The sequence below is a fragment of the Acinetobacter sp. YH12134 genome, assembly GCF_013418555.1.
Taxonomy (GTDB): domain Bacteria; phylum Pseudomonadota; class Gammaproteobacteria; order Pseudomonadales; family Moraxellaceae; genus Acinetobacter; species Acinetobacter indicus.
In genome coordinates, this window is sequence record NZ_VPBT01000002.1 from 117985 (window position 1) to 141131 (window position 23147).

The window sequence follows — 23147 nt, forward strand, 5'->3', positions numbered from 1 at the left end:
ATGCAATCCTTTTGGCTTATTTTCCAGCTACTATTTTGTCTCTATCTCGGCTATGCCTTTGCAGCCCGGTTTCCCCGCTGGCTGCAACAGCTTATGCTGAAACTGTTACCTTATTTCAGCTATATTCTCCTCATCGCCATTTCACTTGAATTTGCCCAGACTTTAAACCAAATCCCTCAACCGGAACGTATTTTAACCAGCGCAATGCTGATTTCATTTAGCACCAGTCTCGGCGCTTTCGCCTGCTGTTATGGCCTGTTTAAATGGGCCGGTTTTCAGCCCAGCCAAGGACGCGTATCCTTCAGTCTGGTACTACAATCCTTACTCAATATCAGTTATGCCTTCATTGCTTTAGCCGCAGGTTATCTGCTTTATCTGGGCAGTGAATATTGGCAGCTCAATTTACATATTAGTACCTGGCATTTATTACTGGTCTTTATGCTAATGATTGGTTTTGATCTCGCACGTGCGCCACTTGACCACTCCTGGTTAAACTGGAACATCCTGCTGGTGCCAGTGGGCTGTATTGTTGGCTCGATTTTAGGGGCGCTGTTCTGCTTATTCTGGCTATCACACATTTCCCTAAAAGATCTGATCATGCTGTCGCAAGGCTATGGCTTTTATTCCATGAGCGGGATTGTAATTAGTGAACTGCGTACAGCTGAACTGGGCAGTATTGCCCTGATGAATGATTTATTCCGGGAAATCTTTGCGATTGTGCTGATGTATCTGATGGGTTGGCGCTATCCGCGTGCGGCCATTTCTTCTGCTGGCGCTACAGCAATGGATGTGACCTTACCAATGGTGAAACAGGCCTGTGGCAATGACTTTATTCCGCATGCCATGGTCAGTGGTTTTGTGTTGTCAGTATTGGCACCTATCGTGGTCAGTATTCTGGCAGTGATTTAATAATCCCTCCCAACCTCCCTTTACAAAATGAGGAGTCCCCCTTTGAAAAGGGGGATTTAGGGGATTACAACGTCGCTAGAATATCTTTAAGCATTTGACGAGGACGTTCCGCCTTGGTAATTGGGCGACCAATCACCAGATGCGTTGAACCATCCAGCATCGCCTGTTTAGGTGTGACGATACGCTTCTGGTCATCTGCAGCAGAACCTTCAGGGCGAATCCCCGGCGTTACCAGAGCAAATTCCTGACCCAAGCTTTCACGCAGCATCTTGGCTTCTTGCGCTGAACAAACTACGCCATCCAAACCGCTGTCTTTGGTTAAGGCGGCTAAACGCTTCACCTGTTCAAATGGCTCAATATCTAAACCGATATCACGTAAATCTTCACGGCCCATTGAGGTCAGAACAGTCACTGCAATCAGCTGGGTGTTGTAATTCCCTGCTTTTAAGCGCTCTACACAGGTTTCCATCATTTTCCGGCCGCCAGAGGCATGCACATTCACCATCCACACCCCTAAGTCTGCTGCCGCACATACAGCCTGAGCCGTGGTATTAGGAATATCGTGGAATTTCAAATCCAGAAAAACTTCAAAGCCTTTATCTTGCAGTGCTTTGACCACTGCTGGCCCTTCATGGGTAAACAGCTCTTTACCGACCTTAACCCGACATAAGGCTGGGTCTAGCTGCTCGGCAATTGTCATTGCGTCGTAATGACTTTTTGCATCTAAAGCAACGATAATACTCATGAGAAGACCCTTAAAACTGACAAAATTAAAGCATTATACGAATTTCAAATCTGGCAACCAAGTGAATTTTATTGAATATAAGCAAAGCAGTTAAATTAAACTGCTTATTTATAAAACCTTATAGAACAAACTAAGCATTTCAAAACATGGCTGCATAAAAAACGCTTAAGAGATCAGCTCTTAAGCGTTAAATATTTCAAGTTACAGACCCTGAATAAAGCCATTCAACTTTATTCAAGCGCCCACTATAAAGGTGTAGATGAACGATCATTCGGATGAATATCTACTACCGTTTTTTCATGGCGTGTATTTGCAGCTGCCTCAGCCGCTGCCAACTGTGCCGTATGAATTTGCTCTTTGCGCAGATGGTCAATATCTTTACGCAGTCGCTTGATTTCCCAGCTGGTCTGGAATACGCGGAAAATCTGCACACCCAGTAAAAGTCCAACAACAACACCCAATGCCAGGGTCAGTAATAACAATAACCCCAAACGCATGGCTGGAACTTGAGTGAACAAAAGGTCAACCGACAGCTCGGTCCCGTTTTGTAAAACCAGAGCCAATGAATAGCCAAACAGTACAATCAATAATGCGACTAAGACGTAACGCATAAACACACCTCAGGATATAAATTAATTATTTCTCTGCAGATGCGTTCACTGCATCGCGCAATGCTTTACCTGGTTTGAAATGAGGTACCGCTTTTGCCGCCACTTTAACTGACTTACCCGTTTTCGGGTTACGACCTACACGTGGCTCACGATGATGTAATGCAAAGCTACCAAATCCACGAATTTCAATTCGGTTATCTGCAGACAGTGATTCAATCATTTGATCAATCATAATCTTAACAGCTTCTTCAACTAAAGGTTCCGCTAAATGTGGATTTTTTAGGGAAATTCGCTCTATTAAGTCAGACTTATTAAGTGCTTCAGTAGTCATCTGCGACCTCTTTAATTATCAAGCTACTTTAACTCAAAACCGATAATAACCTGTTTAAATACAAAACGGTAGCGCAATAAGTTAATACTACGCTACCGTTTACAGTATTTGTGTAAAAAGTAAGAGTTAAATTACATTAATCATACTTTTCCACGGCTACTTAGTGGTTCATCTGAGCTTTGATCAGATCACCAATAGTCTTAGGACCATTGTCTTGAGAAGCTGTTGCTTGACGTAAGTTAGCTACTGCTTCTTTCTCTTCAGCTTCGTCTTTCGCTTTGATAGACAAGTTGATAGAGCGAGACTTACGGTCAACGTTGATGATTTTCGCTTCAACTTCTTGACCAACTTCTAAGAACTTAGTTGCATCTTCAACGCGATCACGGTTGATTTCAGATGCTTTCAGAGTTGCTTCAACTTCGTCAGCTAACTTAACAGTCGCGCCTTTCGCGTCAACTGCAGTTACAGTACCTTTAACCAGCGCACCGCGTTCGTTAGCAGCTAAGAAATCGTTGAATGGATCGCTGTTCAATTGCTTGATACCAAGGCTGATACGGTTGCCTTCAGCGTCTACAGACAGGATAACCGCTTCAACAGTGTCACCTTTCTTGTAACGACGAATCGCTTCTTCGCCTTGTTCGTTCCAAGAGATGTCAGACAAGTGAACTAGACCATCGATACCGCCTGGTAAACCGATGAAGATACCGAAGTCAGTGATTGACTTGATTGTACCTGAAACTTTTTCACCTTTGTCGTGGTTCTTAGCAAACTCTTCCCATGGGTTAGCACGAGTTTGTTTGATACCAAGAGAAATACGACGACGCTCTTCATCAACTTCAAGAACCATAACGTCAACTTCGTCACCGATCTGAACAACTTTAGATGGGTGGATGTTTTTGTTTGTGTGGTCCATTTCTGAAACGTGTACTAAGCCTTCAACGCCTTCAGCGATTTCAGCGAAGCAACCGTAGTCAGTTAAGTTAGTTACGCGAGCTTTAACGATAGAACCTTTAGGATAACGACTCATGATCGCTAACCATGGATCTTCGCCTAATTGTTTCAGGCCTAAAGATACGCGGTTACGTTCTTTGTCAAACTTAAGTACTTTAACAGTAACTTCTTGACCAACTTCAACAACTTCTGATGGGTGCTTGATACGTTTCCAAGCCATGTCAGTGATGTGAAGAAGACCGTCGATACCGCCAAGGTCAACGAACGCGCCGTAATCAGTAAGGTTCTTGATCGTACCTGTAACTGTTTGACCTTCTTCAAGCTGAGCAAGAAGCGCTTCACGGTCAGCTGAAGATTCAGCTTCCATAACAGCACGACGAGAAACAACAACGTTGTTACGTTTAGCGTCAAGCTTGATAACTTTGAATTCTAACTCTTTACCTTCAAGGTGAGTGGTGTCACGGATAGGACGAGTGTCTACCAAAGAACCTGGTAAGAACGCACGAACTGGACCGATGTCAACAGTGAAACCGCCTTTAACTTTACCAGAGATAACACCAGTAACGATTTCGCCGTCTTCAAAGATTTTTTCAAGTTTAGTCCAAGTTTCAGCACGTTTCGCTTTTTCACGTGATAAAACTGTTTGCCCCATACCGTTGTCGAGAGCTTCAACAACAACATCAACAGTATCACCAACTTGAACTTCAAGTTCACGTTGTTCATTTAAGAATTCAGCACGGTCAACAATACCTTCAGATTTAAGGCCAGTGTCAACTGTTACCCAATCAGAGTCGATGCTTACTACAACGCCTTGGATGACAGCACCCTTTTCAACGTTGAGGTTTAATTCGCTTTCTTCAAAGAGGGCTGCAAAAGATTCGGTCATGATATTTCCGATAAAGTCAGCGGTCTTGGATCAGACAAGGCCGGTTTAGTTAAGCGTTTACATAGTCCGTATAAAACTGATCAAGCTATGCATTCGCTGAATAAATTTAGTTTGCTAATTGCTGATCGACATAACGTGTCATCAGTTGAAAGACTTCATCGATGTTCAAATCTGAACTGTCAATGATGTAAGCATCAACCGCTGGCTTGAGTGGAGCAACTTCGCGCTCCATATCCCGTTTGTCGCGAGCTTCGATATTAGCTAAAATGTCGTTTATTTTAGCATCCAGCCCCATACCCTGCAACTGTTTTACACGTCTTTGCGCGCGCGACTCTGCCGATGCGGTCAGATAAATTTTGGCTTGTGCTTCAGGAAAAATGGAGGTGGCCATGTCACGACCATCGGCTACCAGCCCCGGCGCCTGGGCAAAAGCACGCTGACGGGCCAACAATGCCGTTCTAAGTTCCGGAATTGCTGCTACTTTTGAAGCATATTCTCCGACACGTTCGGTACGGATGGTCTGGCTGACATCTTCGCCATCCAGCATGACCTGAGTGCCGGTTGCTGTGCTCTGAAATTTGATGTCTAAATTTGTTGCAATTTCGATGCATTTGCTTAGTTCGTTACTCAGACTTTCCAGCAAATCTGCCTTATGCAATGACAGCCCAAGCAGACGATACAGCGCGCCTGAATCCAGCAAGTGAAATTGATAATGTGCAGCCAGTTTGGCGGCAAGCGTACCTTTACCTGAGCCACTTGGCCCATCAATGGTAATAATTTGAACTGTCATTGCGTTTCCAGACATATTTACAGATTTTTATACAGATTTAGCCAGTTTACTTAAACCGATTTTAATTGCAGTTTTCAACTGGGCAAGAATGAGTTTACTGACAAAAGGCGCGCGTGCCTGCAGCTCAATCCGGTAGGTCACCAGGGTTTTATCTTCTGCCACAGGCTCAAATTCAATCACGCCCAAATGATGTTTCACCAACGGATTTTTAATAATTTTATATTCAATCCGCTGATTTGGCTCGAGCATCGTAATCTGCTCCTGCAAAGGCTTAACCGGGCCAAAACCCATCCGGCGCACCGAACCCACACCATCCGGGCGTTCAGGATCAGCGGAATCCTTGACACGCTTAACCTGCAAAGGTGCAAAAGCGGTGTTATAGGTGGCATGTTTCGACATTAATTCAAATACCTGTGCTACAGGCGCATTAAATTCTTTTTTAATTTGAATAGCGTTCATTTTATTGTTCCTAAAGGGATTCAATCACGTACACGGCTTAGTGTAGAGGAAAATGCTTTAAAGATTCTGATCATTTAAGGACTTTTGTTGTAATTTTTGCTGTCTTTTCTGCTCACGACGCAGCTTGAAAAAATCTCTCAACTGGGCTGCACACTGGGTTTGTAAACAGCCCGATTCAAACTCAAACAGATGGTTATAATAGCCACTGTCCAGCAATTGGCGTGCACTAACCAGAGAACCGGCTTTCGGCTCGGTGGTACCAAATACTACCCGTTTTACCCGGGCATGAATCAGCGCACCCACACACATGGTACACGGCTCTAGCGTGACATAGAGCGTGGTATCTTCCGGCAAACGGTAATTTGCAATGTGGCTACAGGCCTGACGAATCGCCAGAATTTCAGCATGCGCAGTAGGATCATTCAGGGAAATGGGCGCATTATAGCCTGACCCAATAATCTGGTTCCGACTGACTAAAATTGCCCCGACAGGAATTTCTCCCTGCGAGGCCGCTAATGCAGCCTGCTCAAAAGCATGCTGCATCCAGTATTCATCAGAATAAGCTTCTACATCAGACATAAATCAGCTGATAACACCATGACGTTTCAGTAGATCATTCCAGCTTTGAATTGAAGTCACTGGTGGATCATCAGCCAGAATACCTTTCAGACTGCGATCAGCTCCCTGCTTCCACTCTGGAGATAAATCCTTATCGACCAGACGGGCACGCACACCCTCAACAAAGTCAGGATGATTGATTTTCCAGGCCGAAATCTGGGTTTCCAGTTCAAACACTTCATTCCATGAATGCACCTGCTTGCCCCATTGCCATAATAACCAGCTTAGGGCTGCAGTTGTCAGTGAACCTTTTTGCAGGTTTTCACTGGCCTGACGCAGCCAGTCGCTACGCGCATCACTTAAACCGACAATTGCTTCATAGTCATGTTCAAAGTTGACACCACGACACACGCTATGAATTACATCCAATGAATTCTGTAATGGTCCTGGTCCAACCGGACGATGCATACTGTTCAAAGTGTCATCAATAGCACGGAAATCACCGGCCGGATAATGATCCCAGTCAATATTAATCATCCGGTCCAACACCACATCACGTGCGACATCGCAGATATGTGTGGCCCAGCCAATTCCGTAAGCGCCGGCGGCAGTCATAATCGAACCGGTTAAACCAGTGAACAGACCAATAGCACCCCGATCTGCCAGAAAGCGCGATGCACCTACATCTGGATAAAGACCGATATTAATTTCCGGCATTGCCAGACGTGAATGCGGGGTTACCAGACGGAACGGCGCTGCCATAAACAGACCCAAACCACCGCCCATCACATAACCTTCACCCCAGACCAGAACCGGTTTGGCATAGTTATGCAGCAACAAATCCAGCGCATATTCCTGTTCAAAGAATTTATTGGCTGCCTCAACTTCGTCATTAATCACCAGTTGACGCAGTTTGCGCACATCGCCACCGGCACAGAAGGCTTTTGGTGTAGTGGAATCGAGCCAAATGGCTTTCACCTGCTCATCCGTATGAAAGTCCTGAAAGACTTCCAGTAAAGCAGTCACGATAGATTCATCCAGTGCATGCAACGACTTTGGACGGTTCAAACGAACAATACGCCAGCCATTTTGTGCTTCTTCAACAATTAAATCGGGATGATACTGTTTCAATACGGGAGTTTGTGTCATGCGTCCAGCTGCCAGTCTATAGGCTCAATGCCATGTTGTTTCAGGTAATTATTTGTTTTTGAAAACACTTTACATCCAAAAAAACCACCACGGTTTGCCGCCAGCGGCGACGGATGTGCGGCTTTCAAGATTAAGTGTTTATTCGGATCAATGCGTTGTCCCTTACGCTGTGCATAGGCACCCCATAAAATGAACACAATATGCTCACGCTGTTCATTTAGGACATCAATCACATGATCTGTAAATTCTTCCCAGCCCCGCTTCTGATGCGATGTTGGCTGTGCAGCCTCAACAGTCAGGACACTGTTTAACAGCAGCACACCCTGTTCCGCCCAACGGGTTAAATCGCCATGCTTGGGAATATCTAGCCCCAAGTCGGTATGTAACTCATGGAAAATATTACGTAAAGATGGCGGTAATGCAACCCCTCTCTGCACAGAAAAGCTCAGGCCATGTGCCTGATTCGGACCATGATAAGGATCTTGGCCCAGAATAACGACTTTGACCTGCTCTAGCGGCGTGGTATTTAGTGCATTAAAAATTAAGCCACTTGGTGGATAAATCACTTTATTGGCTTGTTTTTCTTCGAGTAGGAATGCTTTTAAGGCATCCATTTTCTCACCCAGCAAAAAATCGCTCAGGGCATATTTCCAGCTCGCATCTAACTGAACCTTCTCCAGTTTCGCGTGTTGCTGTTCAGTTAAAGACATACCTGTATTAAATCCTTTATATCCATGTCAGGATGTGTGTATTAGAGTTTAACCTGTAAATCTACGCTTGGGTTTTGGAATTTAATACCCTGTTTCAATTTTTCATACATCTCGGGATCTGACCATTCCGCGCGCACCTGCGCTGAAAACTCGATCTGATCCAAGGCAAGCCGTCCCATTTGTTCATTTTCAATATCTTCCAAAAAGCTTTGCGCATAACCGGTATCGGTTTCATGCACAATTACCGAATAGACTTCAACATCACCTTCACCATTCTGGGTGATGGTTGAGGCCAGCACCTGCTGCGCCAGAAAGAAGAAAATACGGGAAAACTGCTCGGCAGATGGCGATACTGGTAAAGAGACCCAGCGTGCACTGAAGTTTTGGCAGGCCTGAATATAATCCGGATTGTCCTGTTGCCAGAAACAGATCGCATGATCGAAAGAATCAAAAATTTCTTTAATCACACCTTTTAGCAAGCCAAAATCATAGACCATTTGACCATGATCTAATTTCGTTGCCTTAAGTAACAGCTCAACTTTATAGCTATGGCCGTGTATTGAACGTTTACAGCGGTCTGAAGTGCAGTTACGCACAATATGAGCATTTTCAAACTTAAATAACTTACGAATTAACATGTGTCCCGATCAGGCCAGATTATTTGTGAATCGACTATTAATTATAAAGCAAAATTAAAGGAATAAGCATTAAATTTGCTGTTTAACTTGATAGCTAAAACCTATCTCGCTTTATGCACAGTGAAAATTGCGCTGAAAGGCTGTGTTTTAAAATGGTGCCATGCTGCGATAGGCCACATAAACCGTTTTTTTATCGCGCACCAGATCACTACTAAACTGGCGTTTGCGTTCACTCAGCATCACTTCAATTTTTGCCTTAAAGTAATTGGACTGTACCCCCAGTAAAGCACCGACCTGAGCTTTCAGGGCGGCATCCACCTGTTTAAAGGCATCCAGCTCCCACAGTTCCTGCGTATTGGCAAAATGCTCCAGATTGGCCTGACGCTGTTCCAGCACCTGCTGAATCTGGTTCACATCCAGCTTGTCATCAATACTGGCCAGCACCAAAGCCGGTGCCGTATTTATGTTGATACTGGTACTGCGGTTCGGCAAAGCACTGACATAAGGCAGTAACAGCTGATAATGGCCCTCTTCAAAGCCGCGCACCTGTTTCAGTTCTTCGACACTATAAAACAGGGAATTTGAAGGTAAATAACCATTAGGTAGGCCCTGATAATAGCTACTCTCGGCACCCATCGGCCCGATGGGTAAATCATCGGCATCTTGCCAGTCAATTACCGCTTCACTGATTTGGGCAGGCAAGCCAACACGCACCAGCAGCCGTTCAAAATACAGTTTGGCATTTTCATTAACATTGCCATTGTCATTCAGCAAGGCATTTAAATTGAACTTCCCCGATTCATCACTCAACACACCCGCCACAAAACCATCTTCGACAGGAAAGGCTGGCATCGGCTGGGCCCAGTTTTCTTGCAGATGATCGACCTCGGCAGCATTTTCAGCATCATCTTTGAGCAATTCAGCGAAGAAGGCTTCGGCACTTTTGGCATAGAGCAAGGATTGGTTCTGTCGCATTAAATAAGCAGTACTTTCTGCGGTATAGGCCTGACGTTTGGCAATGGTCGCCGCCAAAATGGTGGCCAATACCACCATCATTAAAATGGTGATTAGCGCAATACCCTGTTGCTGCTTCATGTTCTGTCCCATTGCCCCATTCACTGCCTATCTTTAGTGCCTGTTTTATGATGTGGTTTTATTGTCTGATTTCAGGAAGTCAGTATTTAACAGGCTAAAAATCCATTCATATTGTACATCTTGTACGGTTAAATTTATTTTAATGCCTTTTGGCAGTTTGCGTTTTTGTTGATTATCATTTAAGTCAATACTGCTGTCTGGCCAGTTACTCAGTTCCTGCGGATTCAGCACACTAACCTGAAACTGGCTAACATTGTCCAATAATACGCTGGAAACCGGCTGATCCTGCCCGGATTGATGCAAATTGGCATATTTCAGACGATACAGTTTTTGTTCGTCGGCCCGGTACTGATATTCAATCCGTTCAGTCGGGGCAATGCCCTGCTGCAAAGGATCGGTCACACCGGTCTTGCTAAAATTAAAACGGCCGTTTTGTAATACCAAAGCTGGCTGAATATCATTATTGATGTTGGCCGTCAGCGGTACAATTTGAATGCTGTCACGCAAGATTTGCTGATAGGCACCCTGCAATCCTTCTAACTGCTGTTCATGCCACTGGTTACGGTCTTTGACCTTGACCAGATAATCAAATACTTTCCAGCCTAAGGCAGACAGCACCGCAAAGATGGCAATGGCCACCAGCAGCTCGACCAGGGTAAATCCGCGTTTAGCCTTAATCATTGCGCCACCCGATGATTAAAAAACACCAAATGGGTGATGCCAGCTTCCACCTGGCCGGTATCGGGGTTAAATAAGCTGACCTGCACTTCTACCCGCTGCACATTCGGGCTAATGGTGGGCTGTGCACTTTTATCAATTTGCCAGTTTTCATCTTGCTGGGTGACCTGTTTTGATTGCGTACCCGTCAGCCAGTCCTGCTGGATTTCCATTAGAGCCTGTTCGTTTAAGGCCACAAACTGCGCTTTGGTTCTTAAAATGGCATGAGAGGTGGACTGGGTATATTGCATGGCCACTTGGGTCAGTGCCATGGCAGCTGTAGCGAAAATCGCCAGTGCCACCATCACTTCTAATAAGGTAAAACCGGCAATACGTTTGAATCGGGTCTGATGCGGATGTGCTCGTAATCGGTACGCGGATGTTGAACAGCTGGAAAGCCGGTCTAGTTTTTGCAGATCAGGCGAGAACGCTGAAAATAATTTATTCTTCATTCACGATCTTACCCAGATGATCAATTTCTATTTCAGCCCCAACCGGACGCTGCTCGAAATAAAACTGAATTCGAACCGGCTTGACTTCGCCATTACCGAGCCAGATCAGTTTCGGGGCATCGCCTTGCAGCAAGGCGGCATTCTGCGCATTCTCAAATCCGTGTTGTAAAGGCTGAATCTGAAAGCTCACCCCATCGGGCAAACTTTGCATCTCAAATTCGGCATATTTTTGCCAGCGGGTCGCGGTTTGACTGAGCATGACGCTTGAACTGTCGGTAGCGGTGGTTGCTGGCAAATATTCCAGAACTTCATAACGAAATGGTGACACATCGCTGGCATTTTGCACATTTAGGGCCAGCACACGCGACTGATCATCTGCTTCGCGTTGCAGCTTCTTCACATCCATCAAAAACACTTCACGTGCCTGCATGGCACTGCGCTGGTCCACCCCGCCGATATTCATCAGCACCAATGAAGCAGCAATGGCCATGACCACAATCACCACCATCAATTCAATGAGTGTAAAACCACGAACAGATGAGAAGTGATGCGATCTAGTCATGAGATTTAGACGATCTGTTCGAGATGTTGAACTTGTTTCGGCAAGGCCAGTGCCTGATCGATATAGGCCACGCGCAAGGTGTCACGTGAACCCAGATAACGCTGGTAAAAACTGGAATTTAGAATGGCCGCCGCACCGTGCGTCAATGACCAGATCGAGGCCAGATAATCACGCACTGACATTTTGCTCTGAATTGATTCCAGATAATGCTCGGTCATGCGAATAATCAGACGCAGGCGCTGTTTACGCACCTGATACAGTTCGTTAAACAGATGGTTGATGCCCATACCGGTAGTCGACAGGCGCTCTTCAATCTGATGGAACAGTACCGTACGCTCTGGATGATGCAAGTGATGCAGCATAAAGAAGGCCAAATGTTCAGGAAACTTTTTCTCAGCATCCTTGATCATTTCAAGCAGCATGTTCTCATTACGAATAATCAGCAACATGTACAGCTCGTCTTTACTCTGGAAATGTTTATAAAGCGTGCCTTTGGCCAGGTCCAATTCTGCGGCCAAGGCATCAAGCGTCATCCCTGCTTCACCATTTTCTAATAGCAATTGCTCTGCCACTTGAAAAATTAAGGTTTCTCTTGCTCGAAATTGAGCCTGACGATCCATCTTCACCCTATAAACTCTCTCTTATGCACTTATCGGTCAGTTTTAAAAATCCTAGATTTTTACTTTTGGTTCAAGAGGTTTTCAAAATTCTGCATGGTTATGAAAGCCATCTCTTCCAGTGATTTATCATATACATCACTCAGGGCTTTGGCTACATATGGGACATATTTTGGTTCATTTGATTTACCACGATATGGCATTGGTGCCAGATACGGTGAATCGGTTTCAATCAGAACGCGATCTAGTGGCACCTGCTTGGCCACATCCCGTAAATCCTGAGCATTTTTAAACGACACAATACCCGAGAAAGAGACATAGTAACCGCAGTCCAGTACCGCTTTGGCGGTTTCCCAGTCTTCGGTAAAACAGTGCAAAATCCCATGGGTTGATTTTTCTGCGCGGATAATATCAACCGTATCATGCTTGGCTGAACGGGTATGCACCACCACCGGTTTTTTTACAATTTGCGAGGCATGGATATGGCGGGCAAAACAGTCTTTCTGCTCGGCAATAAAATCGGTACTGTGATAATAATCCAGCCCGGTTTCCCCCAGCGCCCAGACTTTTTCCGGTTGTGCCAGCTCGACCAGATAGTCAGTGGTGGCACGCGCCATGGTGGCCACATCTTCACAAGGATGCACACCCACGGTATAACCGACATCTGCATGACGTGCGGCAATTTTTGCCAGTTCGATATGGTCATCCAGATCGACCGAAATACTCATAAATTTAGATACGCCGGCTTCTCGCGCCTGCGCCAATGCCAGATCCAGATTTCCATCATACGGAGTTAAATCGAGCATGGTTAAATGACAATGCGTATCTACAAACACAGGCGTTTCCTACAACAACTTAGAACAGACTACATAGTGTAACTGTTTCGATTTGAAGACTTAAGTCCTGCCAGTAGTCTTTCTGCTTCTGCTTTGTAATACAGACCCTTTTCACCACTGAGTTGAATACCAAAGCCCTGTAATTTCACCCCATTCTGTTTTTGTGAAATCCAGATTACTTTACCGGTCAGTGGAATTTTTTGTGATTGTTCCGGCAAGGTCGCAAGTACAAAGATTTCTTCGCCCATCTGCACCGGTTGCTTGGAAGGAATAAACAGTCCGCCATCGACCACATAGGGCATATAACTTAAATAGAGCGTTTCTAGATCTGGAATATTGGCCTGGATAATTCCGCCCATACGTGGCTGCATACTGTTTCCCCTTAAAGATTCATCAATTTTATACACAGCTGATCAAGAATCAGATTGCTTTGAACATTCTGCTCTGTCATCTGTTTTGATTGTTGTATATCACTATAAATATCAAATAATGCTTCCAGCGAATACTGCTCGGCCAGCGCGCTTAGTGTCAGGTCGATGTTTTTCACCGGTTGATTTAGCTTGACACAAATCAAATCTGACAACAAGTATTCAAACATCTGACCAAATTCACTAAAACTCAGCTCTTTATTCCACTTGGTAGCAATTGCCATCGGCATATTTTTTTGACTGACCAATTTTTGCCAGTCTTGCACAAAATCAGCGCGCTTAAAGAACCAGTCCTGCTCGGCCACCTGAATGGCTTGCAGCGGCATCTGATTGGACAGGTTCATCAGCAGCTGTTTTTGCTGCTCGCTGCTTTCCGGCAAATGCTGGCTTAAAAAATCATGGGCCAGTTCCGGAGCAATCCGGTCAAGGGCAAAATGCTGTAAACGACTGCGAATAGTCGCGGGCAGCTTTAGGTAATGATCGGCCAGCAGGATAATCACCACCCGCTCGCCGGGTTCTTCCAGTGTTTTCAGCAAGGCATTGGCAGAGGCAATATTCAAGGCTTCTGCCGGCTCAATCACAATAACCCGCCAGCCATCTACGGTTTGTTGCACAAATGGTAATAAATCACGGATCTTCTCGATCTTAATTTTCGCGTTTTGTTTTTTATTCTCTTCATCGATCGTGATATAAACATAATTCGGATGCGTATCTGATTTTAACCATTGACAACTGCCGCACTCGCCACAGGGCAGATTGCGCTCATGACGATGCTGGCACAAAATCCAGGCCAGAAACTGCTGCGCAAAAGCTTCTTTGCCACAGCCTTTTTTACCATAAAACAGCAGTCCATGGCCCAACTGGGGAAATCTGCCCGTTAGTGTATCCCAAACTGTTTGCTGCCAGGGATAAATCTGCGCAGTCACTTCATTCTGCATGGCCAGCTCTACGATTCAAAATGCGCAAGATCAAGCGTATTCAGGCGATCCAGATCTTCCTGGGTATCGACACCCGGTGGTAAATTGGCTTCAGCCACGGCAATCGCAATCCGATGTCCATTTTCCAGCACCCGCAGCTGCTCCAGACTTTCCAGACGCTCCAGCAGACCCATCTCCCAAGTCACATATTCCTGTAACAGTTTTACCCGATAGGCATACAGGCCCAAATGACGATAAGCCTGATCATGCAATTGCGGCACGGCATTTTTCGCCCCGTCACGATCATAAGGAATGGTCGCGCGGCTAAAATACAAAGCCTGATTGTGCTTGGACATCACCACTTTGACAATGCTGTCACGCTGGAACTCATCCAGTGCATGAATCGGTTCACACAGTGTCGACATCGAACAGCCAGGCTGATCGACCAAGAGCTGCGCCACCTGTTTCACCAGCTGCACGGGCAACAAAGGTTCATCACCTTGCACATTGACAATAATGTCATCACTGGCCCAGCCTTTAATCCGCGCTACTTCACTTAAACGGTCAGTCCCAGAAGGATGATCCGCTGAAGTCAAGACCACATCCACCCCTTCAGCGCGGCAGACATCGGCAATACGCACATCATCTGTCGCCACACATAAGTCATCAAAACCTTCAACTTTTTTGGCCTGATCCACCACCCGTAAAATCATGGGACGGCCATGAATTTCAAGTAAGGGCTTACCCGGTAAGCGTGAACTGGCAAAACGTGCAGGAATAACGATGTGTTTCATAACTGTCCTTCATTCAGGGTCAAACCCAGTTGCGCTAACTGTTGATGCAAAACCTGATAACAAGCAGGTGACAATACCGCTTCAACCGGCACCACCCAGATTTCCCGGTTAAAATCAGGATACTGTTTCAGCAAGGGCAAAATCTTCACCGCATCTTTTTCGGTGGTAATAATCGGTTGATGATCTTCAAACTGCAAGTCATCAATTTCATAATCATGATGATCTGGAAATTCGTGGCACTGGAATTGCTGGATGCCCATCGACTCTAAGGTGCGATAAAAACGCTGCGGAAAACCAATCCCAACCACGGCATAAAAAGCATCTTGCGGATTAAACACCTTACCCTCTATGGCATTAAGTAAATAAGGCTCAGCCACTTCCAGATGCATATTCAGCGCTGAACTTGGCTGTGCCGCATGTTCAATCACGGTTGCTGTATTCAGGCGGCTTTTCGGCTCTCGCAAATAACCTTCAGGCAGAATTTTTTCATTGCCCAGACCGCGATTATTATCCAGCACAATCCATTCCAATTGGCGATTGAGCGCCAGATGTTGCAAACCATCATCACTGATAATCAGGTCCAGTTCATGTCTGGACAGCAGCAATTCAATACTCTGCTGACGATTGGCACCGACCGCCATTGGCGCACCGGTAGATTGTACAATCAGACAGGGTTCATCGCCGACCATGTCCGGCGTCGATTCAAAATCAACATAGGCCGGGAATGGGCCTTTGCCGCCATAGCCGCGGCTAATTACGCCAACACGCACATTCAGGCTATGCAGATAATTAACCAGATGAATCAGCAGCGGCGTTTTGCCGCTACCGCCTACGGTAATGTTGCCAATCACCATCACCGGCACTGGTGCGGTATAGGCTGCTTTCATCCCCGAAGCATACAGCTTCTGATTCAGCACACTGCCACCACGATATAACAGCGCCAACGGCCGTAGCACAACCAACCATTTGGCTTGCTTGTTCCAAGCGTCCTGAATGAATTGTGCAAATGACATGGCTGATTATTCCTCGAAATTGCGCTGATGCAACTGATAATAAGCACCCTGCTGGTTTAACAGTTCCTGATGGGTACCCTGTTCAATAATACGCCCTTGATCCATCACAACAATACGGTCGGCATTTTCGATGGTAGATAAACGGTGTGCAATGACAATGGTGGTACGATTCTGCATCGCTGCATCAAAGGCACGTTGAATAAAGTATTCAGATTCATTGTCTAATGCACTGGTCGCTTCATCCAGAATTAGGATCGGTGCATTTTTCAAAATAGCACGAGCAATCGCGATACGCTGACGCTGACCACCGGACAGGTTTAAACCCTGCGCACCGAGTGGTGTGTCATAGCCTTGTGGTAAGGCCATAATAAAATCATGCGCATACGCCGCTTTAGCCGCCGCGATAATCTCTTCATCCGAGGCACCTTCCAGCTGACCATACGCAATATTTTCACGCACGGTACGATTAAATAGCACCACCTGCTGATTGACCATGGCAATTTGGGTACGCAGGCTATTCAGTTCAATCTGATGAATATCCAGCCCATCCAGCTTGATCTGCCCTGAAGATAATTCCTGAAAACGCACCAGCAAATTAACCAGTGAGCTTTTGCCCGCCCCTGAACGTCCGACCAGTGCCACGGTTTCACCGGCTTTAACATTCAGGCTAAAGTCATGAATGGCATGATGGCCATCGGCATAGACCAGATTGGCCTGATCAAATTCAATATTGCCTTTTAAGGCTGGAGTTAAGGTACCAGTATTTTTTTCTTCCGGCATATCCAGCAGTTCAAATACTGAATGCGCCGCCGCCATACCGCGTTGCAGTTTTTCGTTGATATCGGTTAGCGCTTTAATTGGCTTGCTCAGCATACCAGCGGCAGTAATATAGGCCACAAATTCACCAGCTGAGGTGTCACGTAAAATTTCCGGGCGCAGCGCAATCCAGATCACGATGGAGAGTGCAATCGACATGATCAACTGTACCACCGGGCTGTTTAGCTGCTGCACAGCCACCATCTTCAGGCCACGGCGCAAATTTTCCAGCGAGTTCTGTTTAAAACGTTCCTGCTCGTATTGATGACCCGCAAAACCTTTCACCACCAGATTGCCGTTTACGGTTTCCTGCACCACGTGGTTCACATCACCCATGGTATCCTGCACCTGAATTGACAGCTTACGCATACGCTTGGCGGCTTTCCGGATTAACAGGCCAATCAGCGGGGCAAAAATCAGGATACAGATGGTCAAACGCCAGTTGCTATAAAACAGGTAACCAAGCAAGGCGATGGTAATTAAACCCTGTTGCAGCAAGGTACGCAAAGATTCGGTGGAAGCCGCTGTCAGCTGCTCCACGTTATACATGATTTTGGCAGTAATGTGGCCACTGGTATTGTCCAGATAATACTGCGACGGTAAGCGCAGCAATTTGGCAAATACTTCCTGGCGCACATTAAACACCAGATTACGTGAAATGACCGCGGTATAGTAGCCGCCCAGAAACAGGCCCACACCGCGGAAAAACATCAACAGCACCACCAGAAAAGGAAACAGGTGGGTGAAGGTGTAGTCTTTTTCCTGAATTGCCGTAATAATTTTTTCCAGCAACTTGGCCACTGATACCTCAGTCGCCGCATTGATGGCAAAACCCACCACAACCAGAATTGCGATTCCCCAGAAAGGTTTTAAATAACCGAGTAGACGCAGGTAGACTTTATAATCCGGATTCACTAATAGCCTCGAGTTGGTACTTTCGTACTGATGTTAATGTTGACGAAACCCAGTTGTCCCGCAACATCCATGACACGAATCACATCCTGATGAGAAGCTTTCGCGTCTGCCGCAATGATAAACATTAAATCACGTCGATCATTGGAAATTTGTTTAATTGCTGTATTTAAATCAGCAACTTCCTTGCTGGAAAGCGCCTGCCCGTTGACCGAATAATGCCCGGAGGCATCGACCACCACCTCGACTTTCTGGTCATAGGCTTTCGGTGGCACCCCTTGCGCTTCCGGCAAGGTCAGGTTCATCCGGCTAAATTGGTTAAAACTGGTAGACAGCAACAGGAACACCAGAATAAATAGCAAACAGTCAATCATTGGCGTCAGGTTAATATGAATATCTTCCACTTGCGAGCGTTTGAATTTCATAGGTCACCTTAGCCTGCTTTTTTAATGTCTTCATCAACAATCTGGGTTTGATGAAACAGCGCAGCATGAAACAATGTCGCCTGCTGTTCCAGCTCGGCCACATATTCCTGTACCAGACGCTGGAAATAACGGTAAGCAAATAAGGCCGGCACCGCAATCAGCATACCCGCTGCGGTGGTAATTAGCGCTTTGGAAATCCCCGGAATCATTAAAGTCGGGTTGCTTGAACTGATATCAATCATCAGGAAAGATTCAATAATCCCCAGAACGGTCCCCAATAAGCCGAGCAGCGGTGCTACAGCACTTAAAGTCCCGAGGAAATTAATATTTTTTTCCAGATAGCCAATTTCCTGAGAGGCTGTCGCTTCCATCTGCGCACGCGCAAACTGTTCAGACTGGTGTTTATTTTGCGCACCAGCCATAAAGATTCGGCCCAAAGTACTGTGCTGTAAATTTTCCGATTGCTGCAACTGCTGTAACACGCCTTGCACCGGCTGTCCGGTTTGTAATTGCAAGGCTTTCGGTACCACACCGGCACGCTTAAGACGTAAAAAACGCTCAATACTGATGGCCAGCGTAAACACAGAGCACAACAGTAACGGCAGCATCAGCCAGCCGCCTGCTTTTACCAATTCCCACATTCGATTTTCCCCAATAAATCTACAATAAAAATTAATCAGCCAAGCAGATATTTAAAATACCATCTAGTTCTTCTAAGGAGTGATAGCTGATCACCAGCTTCCCCTTACCCTGCTTGTTATGATCAATTTTGACATTGGCACTGAAACGCTCTGACAGACGTTGTGTCAGTTGCTGAATATCCGGTGCCGGTTCTGCTTTTGGTTTTTCTGTTTTTGGTGCGCTCCAGTCACGCACCAGCTGTTCGGTCTGACGAACAGACAAACTCTTTTCAATCACCAGTTCAGCCACTTTCAGCTGATCTTTGGCTTTTAAGGTCAAAATGGCGCGCGCATGACCCATATCCAGCAGCCCTTGCTGCATCAGGTCTTTAACTTCTTCGGTTAAAGTCAACAAACGCAACAGGTTACTGACTGTAGTTCGTGCCTTACCGACGGTGTCGGCAATTTCCTGATGGCTCAGACCAAACTCGTCATGGAAGCGCTGCAAGGCCATGGCCTGATCAATCGGATTCAGATCCTGACGCTGAATATTTTCAATTAAAGCCAGTGCAATCGCCACCTGATCGGTCAGGTCACGGACTATTGCCGGAACTTCGGTGAGTCCCGCCAGCTGTGCGGCACGCCAGCGACGCTCACCAGCAATAATTTCATACGGATGCTGTTCGTCATCAATTGGACGAATCACAATCGGCTGCATGACCCCGTGTTTTTCAATAGAGGCAGCAAGTTCCTGTAAATCCTGTTCATGGATAAAACGGCGTGGCTGATATTCACCCCGTTTTAATAAATGCACATCAATCTGTTTTAGCTGACCATGATCCAAAGACTGGGCTTCAAGTTGTAATTTTTCTTTCTGGATCGACCCAAGTAAGGCATCCAAACCACGACCTTTGGCGAGTCCGCGTTTTTTTGTGGTCATGCTTTACTTCCTTTTTTCACTTTGCTTTTCTTTAACATTTCAGCTGCCAGATTCAGGTAAGCAACTGCACCCTTTGAACTTTTCTCAAAATAAATTACAGGCAAACCATGCGCCGGTGCTTCGGCCAGACGCACATTACGTGGAATCACGGTGTCATACAGTTTTTTGCCAAAATACTGCTGCAACTCTTCAGATACATCACGGGTTAATGCATTACGCGCATCGTACATGGTTCGCAGCACGCCAATAATTTCCAGCTCTGGATTTAAGGCCTGCTGAATCCGGTCGATGGTCTGGGTTAAATCGGCCAGACCTTCCAGTGCATAGTATTCACATTGCATTGGAATCATCACGCCCTGTACCGCAGCCAGCGCATTCACAGTAATTAAGCTTAAGCTTGGCGCACAATCGACAATAATGTAGTCAAAACTTTTTTCAATTTCGCCCAGCGCATCACGCAGAATAAACTCGCGTCCTTCCTGCTCGGCAATAGCCAGTTCCACACCGGACAAATCACGGTTTGCACCTAAAACCTTATAACCCACTTCCGATTTGGTAATGGCCGTTTCAATTGGCACTTCGCCCAGCAACACATCGGTAATGGAATAGAGAAGGTCGTTTTTTTGGATACCAGAACCCATCGTGGCATTTCCCTGTGAATCCATATCCACAAGTAAAACGCGCTTTTTCAAAACAGCTAACGATGCTGCCAAATTTACTGCGGTTGTAGTTTTACCGACACCACCTTTCTGGTTCGCAATCGCAATAATTTGTGCCATGGTAACCCCAATCCTTAGAATGAATTAAATATGTTTTAATAAAAGTAGATGACGCTGTTCGTCCAGACGTGGAACTTTTAGCTCGATAATTTCACAGCTGAACTCATCTTTCAATGCTTCGACTTCATCGGCCGGAATCAGACCCTTCATGGAAGCAATAATACTCTGCCCATGCATAAACGGTTTTGATGCCGTCACAAAATCGGTCAGAGATGCAAAGGCACGACTGGTGATGACATCAAACTGGCCTAATTCGCGGATACTGTCTTCATTTTCGACCCGGGTTTGGACCGCCACCACGTTTTGCAGTTTCAGATCGGCAATAAACTGCTTCAAGAAACGGATTTTTTTGCCATTCGAGTCCAGCAGTACGCACTGACGTTCCGGCTGACATAAGGCAATAATCATGCCCGGCATACCACCACCGGTACCAATGTCCAGCAAACGGCCGGCAGGTAAATCGTTGAGAATACTCAGGCTGTCGAGCAAATGCTTGACCAGCATTTCTTTCGGATCACGAATTGCGGTCAAGTTATACGCTTTGTTCCATAGCACCAAAGCATCTTGATATTGGAGTAATAAATTTAAAGTCTCATCGCTGAGCTCTAAACCCAAGGCCTGACTACCCTGCTTGAGTTCCTGAAAAAACGTATGCATAAACAATGAACGTCTCGAAAAAGTTAGCTGAAAGTATACCGATTTATCTGCCAAGTCACAGCAGCGAGTGCTTAGTGAATATGCACTTAAGCGTACACACCTTGCTGAATTTGTTGATCCAGTGCATTTAATCGCTCAGGAGTGCCAACATCTACCCAGACACCCTGCAATTTGCTGGCGGCAATTTTTTCATCCTGCATGGCCTGTTTCAATAACGGTGCCAGTGGACGCTTGCCACCTTCCAGGCCTTGGAACATCTGCGGATCAATCACGGCAATACCGCTATAGGTCAGATTTTCACCCGATTTACCCTGATCAAAGGTATAGGCTTTTTGTTCCGACAAGGTGAAATCGCCTTGCGGATGCTGTGCCGGATTCTCTACCAGCACCAGATGCGCCAGCTGACTCTCTAGCTGTACCGACAATAATGGCGCAAAATCCATGGTGGTCCAGACATCGCCATTGACCAGAATAAAGGGCTCATTGCCGAGCAGCGGCAGCGCGTTAATAATCCCGCCTGCGGTTTCCAGACCTTCGCCTTCATGCGACCAGAGAATATTAACGTCAAACTGGCTGCCATCCCCCAAAGCCTGAGCCAGTTTTTCACCCAGCCAGGCGGTATTGATCACAATTTCGGTTACGCCAATGCGCTGCAGCTTTTCGATATGCCAAACAATCAGCGGCTTACCGCCCACTTCCAGCAAGGGTTTAGGCGTATGCAAGGTTAAAGGACGCATCCGGTTACCTAAACCGGCAGCAAGAATCATGGCTTTCATCAGGCAGCTACCTCATAACGGCCATATTTGGCTTCAAATGCCGGCATAACTTTTTCACGAATAAACTGCATAAAAGGCTGCAATTCGGCATAAGGCTGCGATTCTTCCAGTAGATACCACATCACGCGCGGCAAATCTTTTAAGTAACCCGATTTGCCATCACGCTCGAACAGGCGCACAAAAATACCCAGAATCTTGATATGACGCTGAATCGCCATCAGGTCGGCGTCTTTCTTGAACTGCTCAAAATCACGCTCCTGCTTGGCGCTTTCCGGCAGCAAATCATAAAAGGTTTTAAACCAGCGATAGACACGATCTGCATTCCACTGCACGTAGGCATCACGGGTAATTGAAATCAGATCATAGGTATCGGCGCCAATTACCGCATCCTGAAAATCAATCACCCCAAGTTCGGTTTCACCTGCAATTTTCATCAGGTTCCGGCTGTGAAAATCACGATGTACAATCACTTGTGGCTGGGCCAAAGCCGCATTGGCCAGAATAGCAAAGGTACGCTTGATTAACGCGCTCTCTTCTGCGGTTGGCTGAATCTGTAATGAGGGCAACATCCAGTCGGTGAGCAGCTCCATTTCACTGATCAGTTTTTCATAGGAATAGTCCGGGAAATGGCCTTCGCCAGCAATGGACTGCAATTGGATCAGCTGCTTAAAGCTTTGTGCATAGTAGTCATCGACAGTCTGTTCATTTAACAGGGTCGAGAGCAATACATCACCAAAATCTTCCAGTAGCAAAAAGCCCTGCTGCAGATCTTTGGCGATGATATGCGGCACGCGTACACCATGCGCATCAAAAAATTCATCAATCGTCACAAAAGGACCACAATCTTCTTTTTCTGGTGGTGCATCCATCAGCATAAATGTTTTATTATTCAATTTGATTCGTGCATAACGACGGAAGCTTGCATCGCCTGCTAAAAAATGAGTTTCAAATTGATCTGAACCGAGTACAGATGTAATCCATGTTTGTATCAATTGTTCACGTTGTGTATTCATTTGCAATAAATTCTAATACAGGCTGAGTTTTTAAAGTGCTA

Annotated in this window: 29 protein-coding genes; 1 reads left to right on the forward strand and 28 read right to left on the reverse strand. The window is 46.0% G+C overall.

From position 1 onward, the window contains the following. Positions 1-909 (forward strand): lysine exporter LysO family protein, encoded by a 909-nt coding sequence (locus FTU69_RS02040; RefSeq protein WP_127799410.1) that lies wholly within the window; start codon positions 1-3, stop codon positions 907-909. A 64-nt stretch (positions 910-973) separates the two neighbouring features. On the opposite strand, the gene pyrF is transcribed toward FTU69_RS02040, so the two are convergent. The 28 genes from pyrF to FTU69_RS02180 form a co-directional block, all read right to left on the reverse strand. After that, a complete protein-coding gene (gene pyrF, locus FTU69_RS02045; protein WP_127799408.1) occupies positions 974-1654 on the reverse strand; it encodes an orotidine-5'-phosphate decarboxylase in 681 nt (226 codons plus the stop codon). A gap of 245 nt (positions 1655-1899) precedes the next feature. Further along, the gene (locus tag FTU69_RS02050; protein ID WP_005177535.1) at positions 1900-2265 is read right to left on the reverse strand and encodes a lipopolysaccharide assembly protein LapA domain-containing protein; all 366 of its coding nucleotides are present in this window, start codon (positions 2263-2265) and stop codon (positions 1900-1902) included. 25 nt (positions 2266-2290) lie between these two features. Further along, positions 2291-2596: an integration host factor subunit beta gene (locus FTU69_RS02055; RefSeq protein ID WP_005177533.1), complete on the reverse strand. Its 306-nt coding sequence runs from the start codon at positions 2594-2596 to the stop codon at positions 2291-2293. A 160-nt stretch (positions 2597-2756) separates the two neighbouring features. Then, positions 2757-4433, reverse strand: coding sequence for a 30S ribosomal protein S1 (gene rpsA / locus FTU69_RS02060; RefSeq protein WP_005177527.1), 1677 nt, complete (start codon positions 4431-4433; stop codon positions 2757-2759). Positions 4434-4539: 106 nt separating this feature from the next. Further along, positions 4540-5223, reverse strand: a complete 684-nt coding sequence (gene cmk / locus FTU69_RS02065; RefSeq protein WP_016658215.1) for a (d)CMP kinase — start codon at positions 5221-5223, stop codon at positions 4540-4542. A 27-nt stretch (positions 5224-5250) separates the two neighbouring features. Next, entirely contained in the window at positions 5251-5682 is a 432-nt protein-coding gene (locus tag FTU69_RS02070; protein WP_168384129.1) for an SRPBCC family protein, read from the reverse strand. Between the two features lie 57 nt (positions 5683-5739). Next, the gene (gene tadA, locus FTU69_RS02075; protein ID WP_104488986.1) at positions 5740-6261 is read right to left on the reverse strand and encodes a tRNA adenosine(34) deaminase TadA; all 522 of its coding nucleotides are present in this window, start codon (positions 6259-6261) and stop codon (positions 5740-5742) included. Positions 6262-6264: 3 nt separating this feature from the next. Beyond that, a complete protein-coding gene (locus FTU69_RS02080) occupies positions 6265-7389 on the reverse strand; it encodes an enoyl-CoA hydratase/isomerase family protein (protein ID WP_005177517.1) in 1125 nt (374 codons plus the stop codon). Next, entirely contained in the window at positions 7386-8099 is a 714-nt protein-coding gene (gene ung / locus FTU69_RS02085; RefSeq protein WP_005177514.1) for a uracil-DNA glycosylase, read from the reverse strand. Before ung ends, FTU69_RS02080 begins: the two co-directional genes overlap by 4 nt. A 41-nt stretch (positions 8100-8140) precedes the next feature. After that, on the reverse strand, positions 8141-8737 hold the full coding sequence (locus tag FTU69_RS02090; protein ID WP_005177512.1) for a 6-carboxytetrahydropterin synthase: 597 nt from the start codon (positions 8735-8737) through the stop codon (positions 8141-8143). 147 nt (positions 8738-8884) lie between these two features. Next, positions 8885-9832, reverse strand: a complete 948-nt coding sequence (gene gspK / locus FTU69_RS02095) for a type II secretion system minor pseudopilin GspK (RefSeq protein WP_180088449.1) — start codon at positions 9830-9832, stop codon at positions 8885-8887. 45 nt (positions 9833-9877) lie between these two features. Further along, positions 9878-10513 carry a type II secretion system minor pseudopilin GspJ gene (gene gspJ, locus FTU69_RS02100; protein ID WP_152342358.1) on the reverse strand — a complete coding sequence of 212 codons (636 nt, stop codon included), beginning with the start codon at positions 10511-10513 and terminating at the stop codon, positions 9878-9880. Further along, positions 10510-10881: a type II secretion system protein gene (locus tag FTU69_RS02105; protein ID WP_227554686.1), complete on the reverse strand. Its 372-nt coding sequence runs from the start codon at positions 10879-10881 to the stop codon at positions 10510-10512. Before FTU69_RS02105 ends, gspJ begins: the two co-directional genes overlap by 4 nt. 109 nt (positions 10882-10990) lie before the next feature. After that, entirely contained in the window at positions 10991-11563 is a 573-nt protein-coding gene (locus tag FTU69_RS02110) for a prepilin-type N-terminal cleavage/methylation domain-containing protein (RefSeq protein ID WP_168407097.1), read from the reverse strand. Positions 11564-11568: 5 nt separating this feature from the next. Then, positions 11569-12183, reverse strand: a complete 615-nt coding sequence (locus FTU69_RS02115; RefSeq protein ID WP_016658223.1) for a TetR/AcrR family transcriptional regulator — start codon at positions 12181-12183, stop codon at positions 11569-11571. A 59-nt stretch (positions 12184-12242) separates the two neighbouring features. Beyond that, complete coding sequence (locus FTU69_RS02120; protein WP_180088451.1) at positions 12243-13016, reverse strand: TatD family hydrolase; 774 nt, start codon at positions 13014-13016, stop codon at positions 12243-12245. Positions 13017-13045: 29 nt separating this feature from the next. Beyond that, the gene (locus FTU69_RS02125; RefSeq protein WP_005177501.1) at positions 13046-13387 is read right to left on the reverse strand and encodes a PilZ domain-containing protein; all 342 of its coding nucleotides are present in this window, start codon (positions 13385-13387) and stop codon (positions 13046-13048) included. Positions 13388-13398: 11 nt separating this feature from the next. Then, on the reverse strand, positions 13399-14382 hold the full coding sequence (locus FTU69_RS02130; protein ID WP_075166783.1) for a DNA polymerase III subunit delta': 984 nt from the start codon (positions 14380-14382) through the stop codon (positions 13399-13401). 8 nt (positions 14383-14390) lie between these two features. Next, on the reverse strand, positions 14391-15155 hold the full coding sequence (gene kdsB, locus FTU69_RS02135) for a 3-deoxy-manno-octulosonate cytidylyltransferase (protein ID WP_180103402.1): 765 nt from the start codon (positions 15153-15155) through the stop codon (positions 14391-14393). Continuing rightward, a complete protein-coding gene (gene lpxK / locus FTU69_RS02140) occupies positions 15152-16168 on the reverse strand; it encodes a tetraacyldisaccharide 4'-kinase (protein WP_075174512.1) in 1017 nt (338 codons plus the stop codon). Before lpxK ends, kdsB begins: the two co-directional genes overlap by 4 nt. Positions 16169-16174: 6 nt before the next feature. Then, on the reverse strand, positions 16175-17899 hold the full coding sequence (gene msbA / locus FTU69_RS02145; protein ID WP_180006535.1) for a lipid A export permease/ATP-binding protein MsbA: 1725 nt from the start codon (positions 17897-17899) through the stop codon (positions 16175-16177). Then, positions 17899-18321, reverse strand: a complete 423-nt coding sequence (locus FTU69_RS02150) for a biopolymer transporter ExbD (RefSeq protein WP_005177483.1) — start codon at positions 18319-18321, stop codon at positions 17899-17901. Before FTU69_RS02150 ends, msbA begins: the two co-directional genes overlap by 1 nt. Positions 18322-18329: 8 nt before the next feature. Further along, positions 18330-18962, reverse strand: a complete 633-nt coding sequence (locus FTU69_RS02155) for a MotA/TolQ/ExbB proton channel family protein (protein ID WP_005177480.1) — start codon at positions 18960-18962, stop codon at positions 18330-18332. A 31-nt stretch (positions 18963-18993) separates the two neighbouring features. Next, a complete protein-coding gene (locus tag FTU69_RS02160) occupies positions 18994-19881 on the reverse strand; it encodes a ParB/RepB/Spo0J family partition protein (protein WP_180046262.1) in 888 nt (295 codons plus the stop codon). Continuing rightward, positions 19878-20660, reverse strand: coding sequence for a ParA family protein (locus FTU69_RS02165; RefSeq protein ID WP_005177476.1), 783 nt, complete (start codon positions 20658-20660; stop codon positions 19878-19880). The genes FTU69_RS02160 and FTU69_RS02165 overlap by 4 nt, the downstream gene beginning before the upstream one ends. A gap of 24 nt (positions 20661-20684) precedes the next feature. Beyond that, positions 20685-21317, reverse strand: a complete 633-nt coding sequence (gene rsmG, locus FTU69_RS02170; RefSeq protein ID WP_180088453.1) for a 16S rRNA (guanine(527)-N(7))-methyltransferase RsmG — start codon at positions 21315-21317, stop codon at positions 20685-20687. An 86-nt stretch (positions 21318-21403) separates the two neighbouring features. Beyond that, on the reverse strand, positions 21404-22093 hold the full coding sequence (gene murU / locus FTU69_RS02175) for an N-acetylmuramate alpha-1-phosphate uridylyltransferase MurU (protein WP_168381355.1): 690 nt from the start codon (positions 22091-22093) through the stop codon (positions 21404-21406). Further along, positions 22093-23106, reverse strand: coding sequence for an aminoglycoside phosphotransferase family protein (locus tag FTU69_RS02180; protein ID WP_005177470.1), 1014 nt, complete (start codon positions 23104-23106; stop codon positions 22093-22095). The genes murU and FTU69_RS02180 overlap by 1 nt, the downstream gene beginning before the upstream one ends. Positions 23107-23147: the final 41 nt, after the last annotated feature.

Coding starts and splice junctions, on each gene's coding strand:
- FTU69_RS02040 (WP_127799410.1), top strand. CDS start 1: ATGCAATCCTTTTGGCTTATTTTCCAGCTACTATTTTGTCTCTATCTC.
- pyrF (WP_127799408.1), bottom strand. CDS start 1,654: ATGAGTATTATCGTTGCTTTAGATGCAAAAAGTCATTACGACGCAATG.
- FTU69_RS02050 (WP_005177535.1), bottom strand. CDS start 2,265: ATGCGTTACGTCTTAGTCGCATTATTGATTGTACTGTTTGGCTATTCA.
- FTU69_RS02055 (WP_005177533.1), bottom strand. CDS start 2,596: ATGACTACTGAAGCACTTAATAAGTCTGACTTAATAGAGCGAATTTCC.
- rpsA (WP_005177527.1), bottom strand. CDS start 4,433: ATGACCGAATCTTTTGCAGCCCTCTTTGAAGAAAGCGAATTAAACCTC.
- cmk (WP_016658215.1), bottom strand. CDS start 5,223: ATGACAGTTCAAATTATTACCATTGATGGGCCAAGTGGCTCAGGTAAA.
- FTU69_RS02070 (WP_168384129.1), bottom strand. CDS start 5,682: ATGAACGCTATTCAAATTAAAAAAGAATTTAATGCGCCTGTAGCACAG.
- tadA (WP_104488986.1), bottom strand. CDS start 6,261: ATGTCTGATGTAGAAGCTTATTCTGATGAATACTGGATGCAGCATGCT.
- FTU69_RS02080 (WP_005177517.1), bottom strand. CDS start 7,389: ATGACACAAACTCCCGTATTGAAACAGTATCATCCCGATTTAATTGTT.
- ung (WP_005177514.1), bottom strand. CDS start 8,099: ATGTCTTTAACTGAACAGCAACACGCGAAACTGGAGAAGGTTCAGTTA.
- FTU69_RS02090 (WP_005177512.1), bottom strand. CDS start 8,737: ATGTTAATTCGTAAGTTATTTAAGTTTGAAAATGCTCATATTGTGCGT.
- gspK (WP_180088449.1), bottom strand. CDS start 9,832: ATGAAGCAGCAACAGGGTATTGCGCTAATCACCATTTTAATGATGGTG.
- gspJ (WP_152342358.1), bottom strand. CDS start 10,513: ATGATTAAGGCTAAACGCGGATTTACCCTGGTCGAGCTGCTGGTGGCC.
- FTU69_RS02110 (WP_168407097.1), bottom strand. CDS start 11,563: ATGACTAGATCGCATCACTTCTCATCTGTTCGTGGTTTTACACTCATT.
- FTU69_RS02115 (WP_016658223.1), bottom strand. CDS start 12,183: ATGGATCGTCAGGCTCAATTTCGAGCAAGAGAAACCTTAATTTTTCAA.
- FTU69_RS02125 (WP_005177501.1), bottom strand. CDS start 13,387: ATGCAGCCACGTATGGGCGGAATTATCCAGGCCAATATTCCAGATCTA.
- FTU69_RS02130 (WP_075166783.1), bottom strand. CDS start 14,382: ATGCAGAATGAAGTGACTGCGCAGATTTATCCCTGGCAGCAAACAGTT.
- kdsB (WP_180103402.1), bottom strand. CDS start 15,155: ATGAAACACATCGTTATTCCTGCACGTTTTGCCAGTTCACGCTTACCG.
- lpxK (WP_075174512.1), bottom strand. CDS start 16,168: ATGTCATTTGCACAATTCATTCAGGACGCTTGGAACAAGCAAGCCAAA.
- FTU69_RS02150 (WP_005177483.1), bottom strand. CDS start 18,321: ATGAAATTCAAACGCTCGCAAGTGGAAGATATTCATATTAACCTGACG.
- FTU69_RS02155 (WP_005177480.1), bottom strand. CDS start 18,962: ATGTGGGAATTGGTAAAAGCAGGCGGCTGGCTGATGCTGCCGTTACTG.
- FTU69_RS02160 (WP_180046262.1), bottom strand. CDS start 19,881: ATGACCACAAAAAAACGCGGACTCGCCAAAGGTCGTGGTTTGGATGCC.
- FTU69_RS02165 (WP_005177476.1), bottom strand. CDS start 20,660: ATGGCACAAATTATTGCGATTGCGAACCAGAAAGGTGGTGTCGGTAAA.
- rsmG (WP_180088453.1), bottom strand. CDS start 21,317: ATGCATACGTTTTTTCAGGAACTCAAGCAGGGTAGTCAGGCCTTGGGT.
- murU (WP_168381355.1), bottom strand. CDS start 22,093: ATGAAAGCCATGATTCTTGCTGCCGGTTTAGGTAACCGGATGCGTCCT.
- FTU69_RS02180 (WP_005177470.1), bottom strand. CDS start 23,106: ATGAATACACAACGTGAACAATTGATACAAACATGGATTACATCTGTA.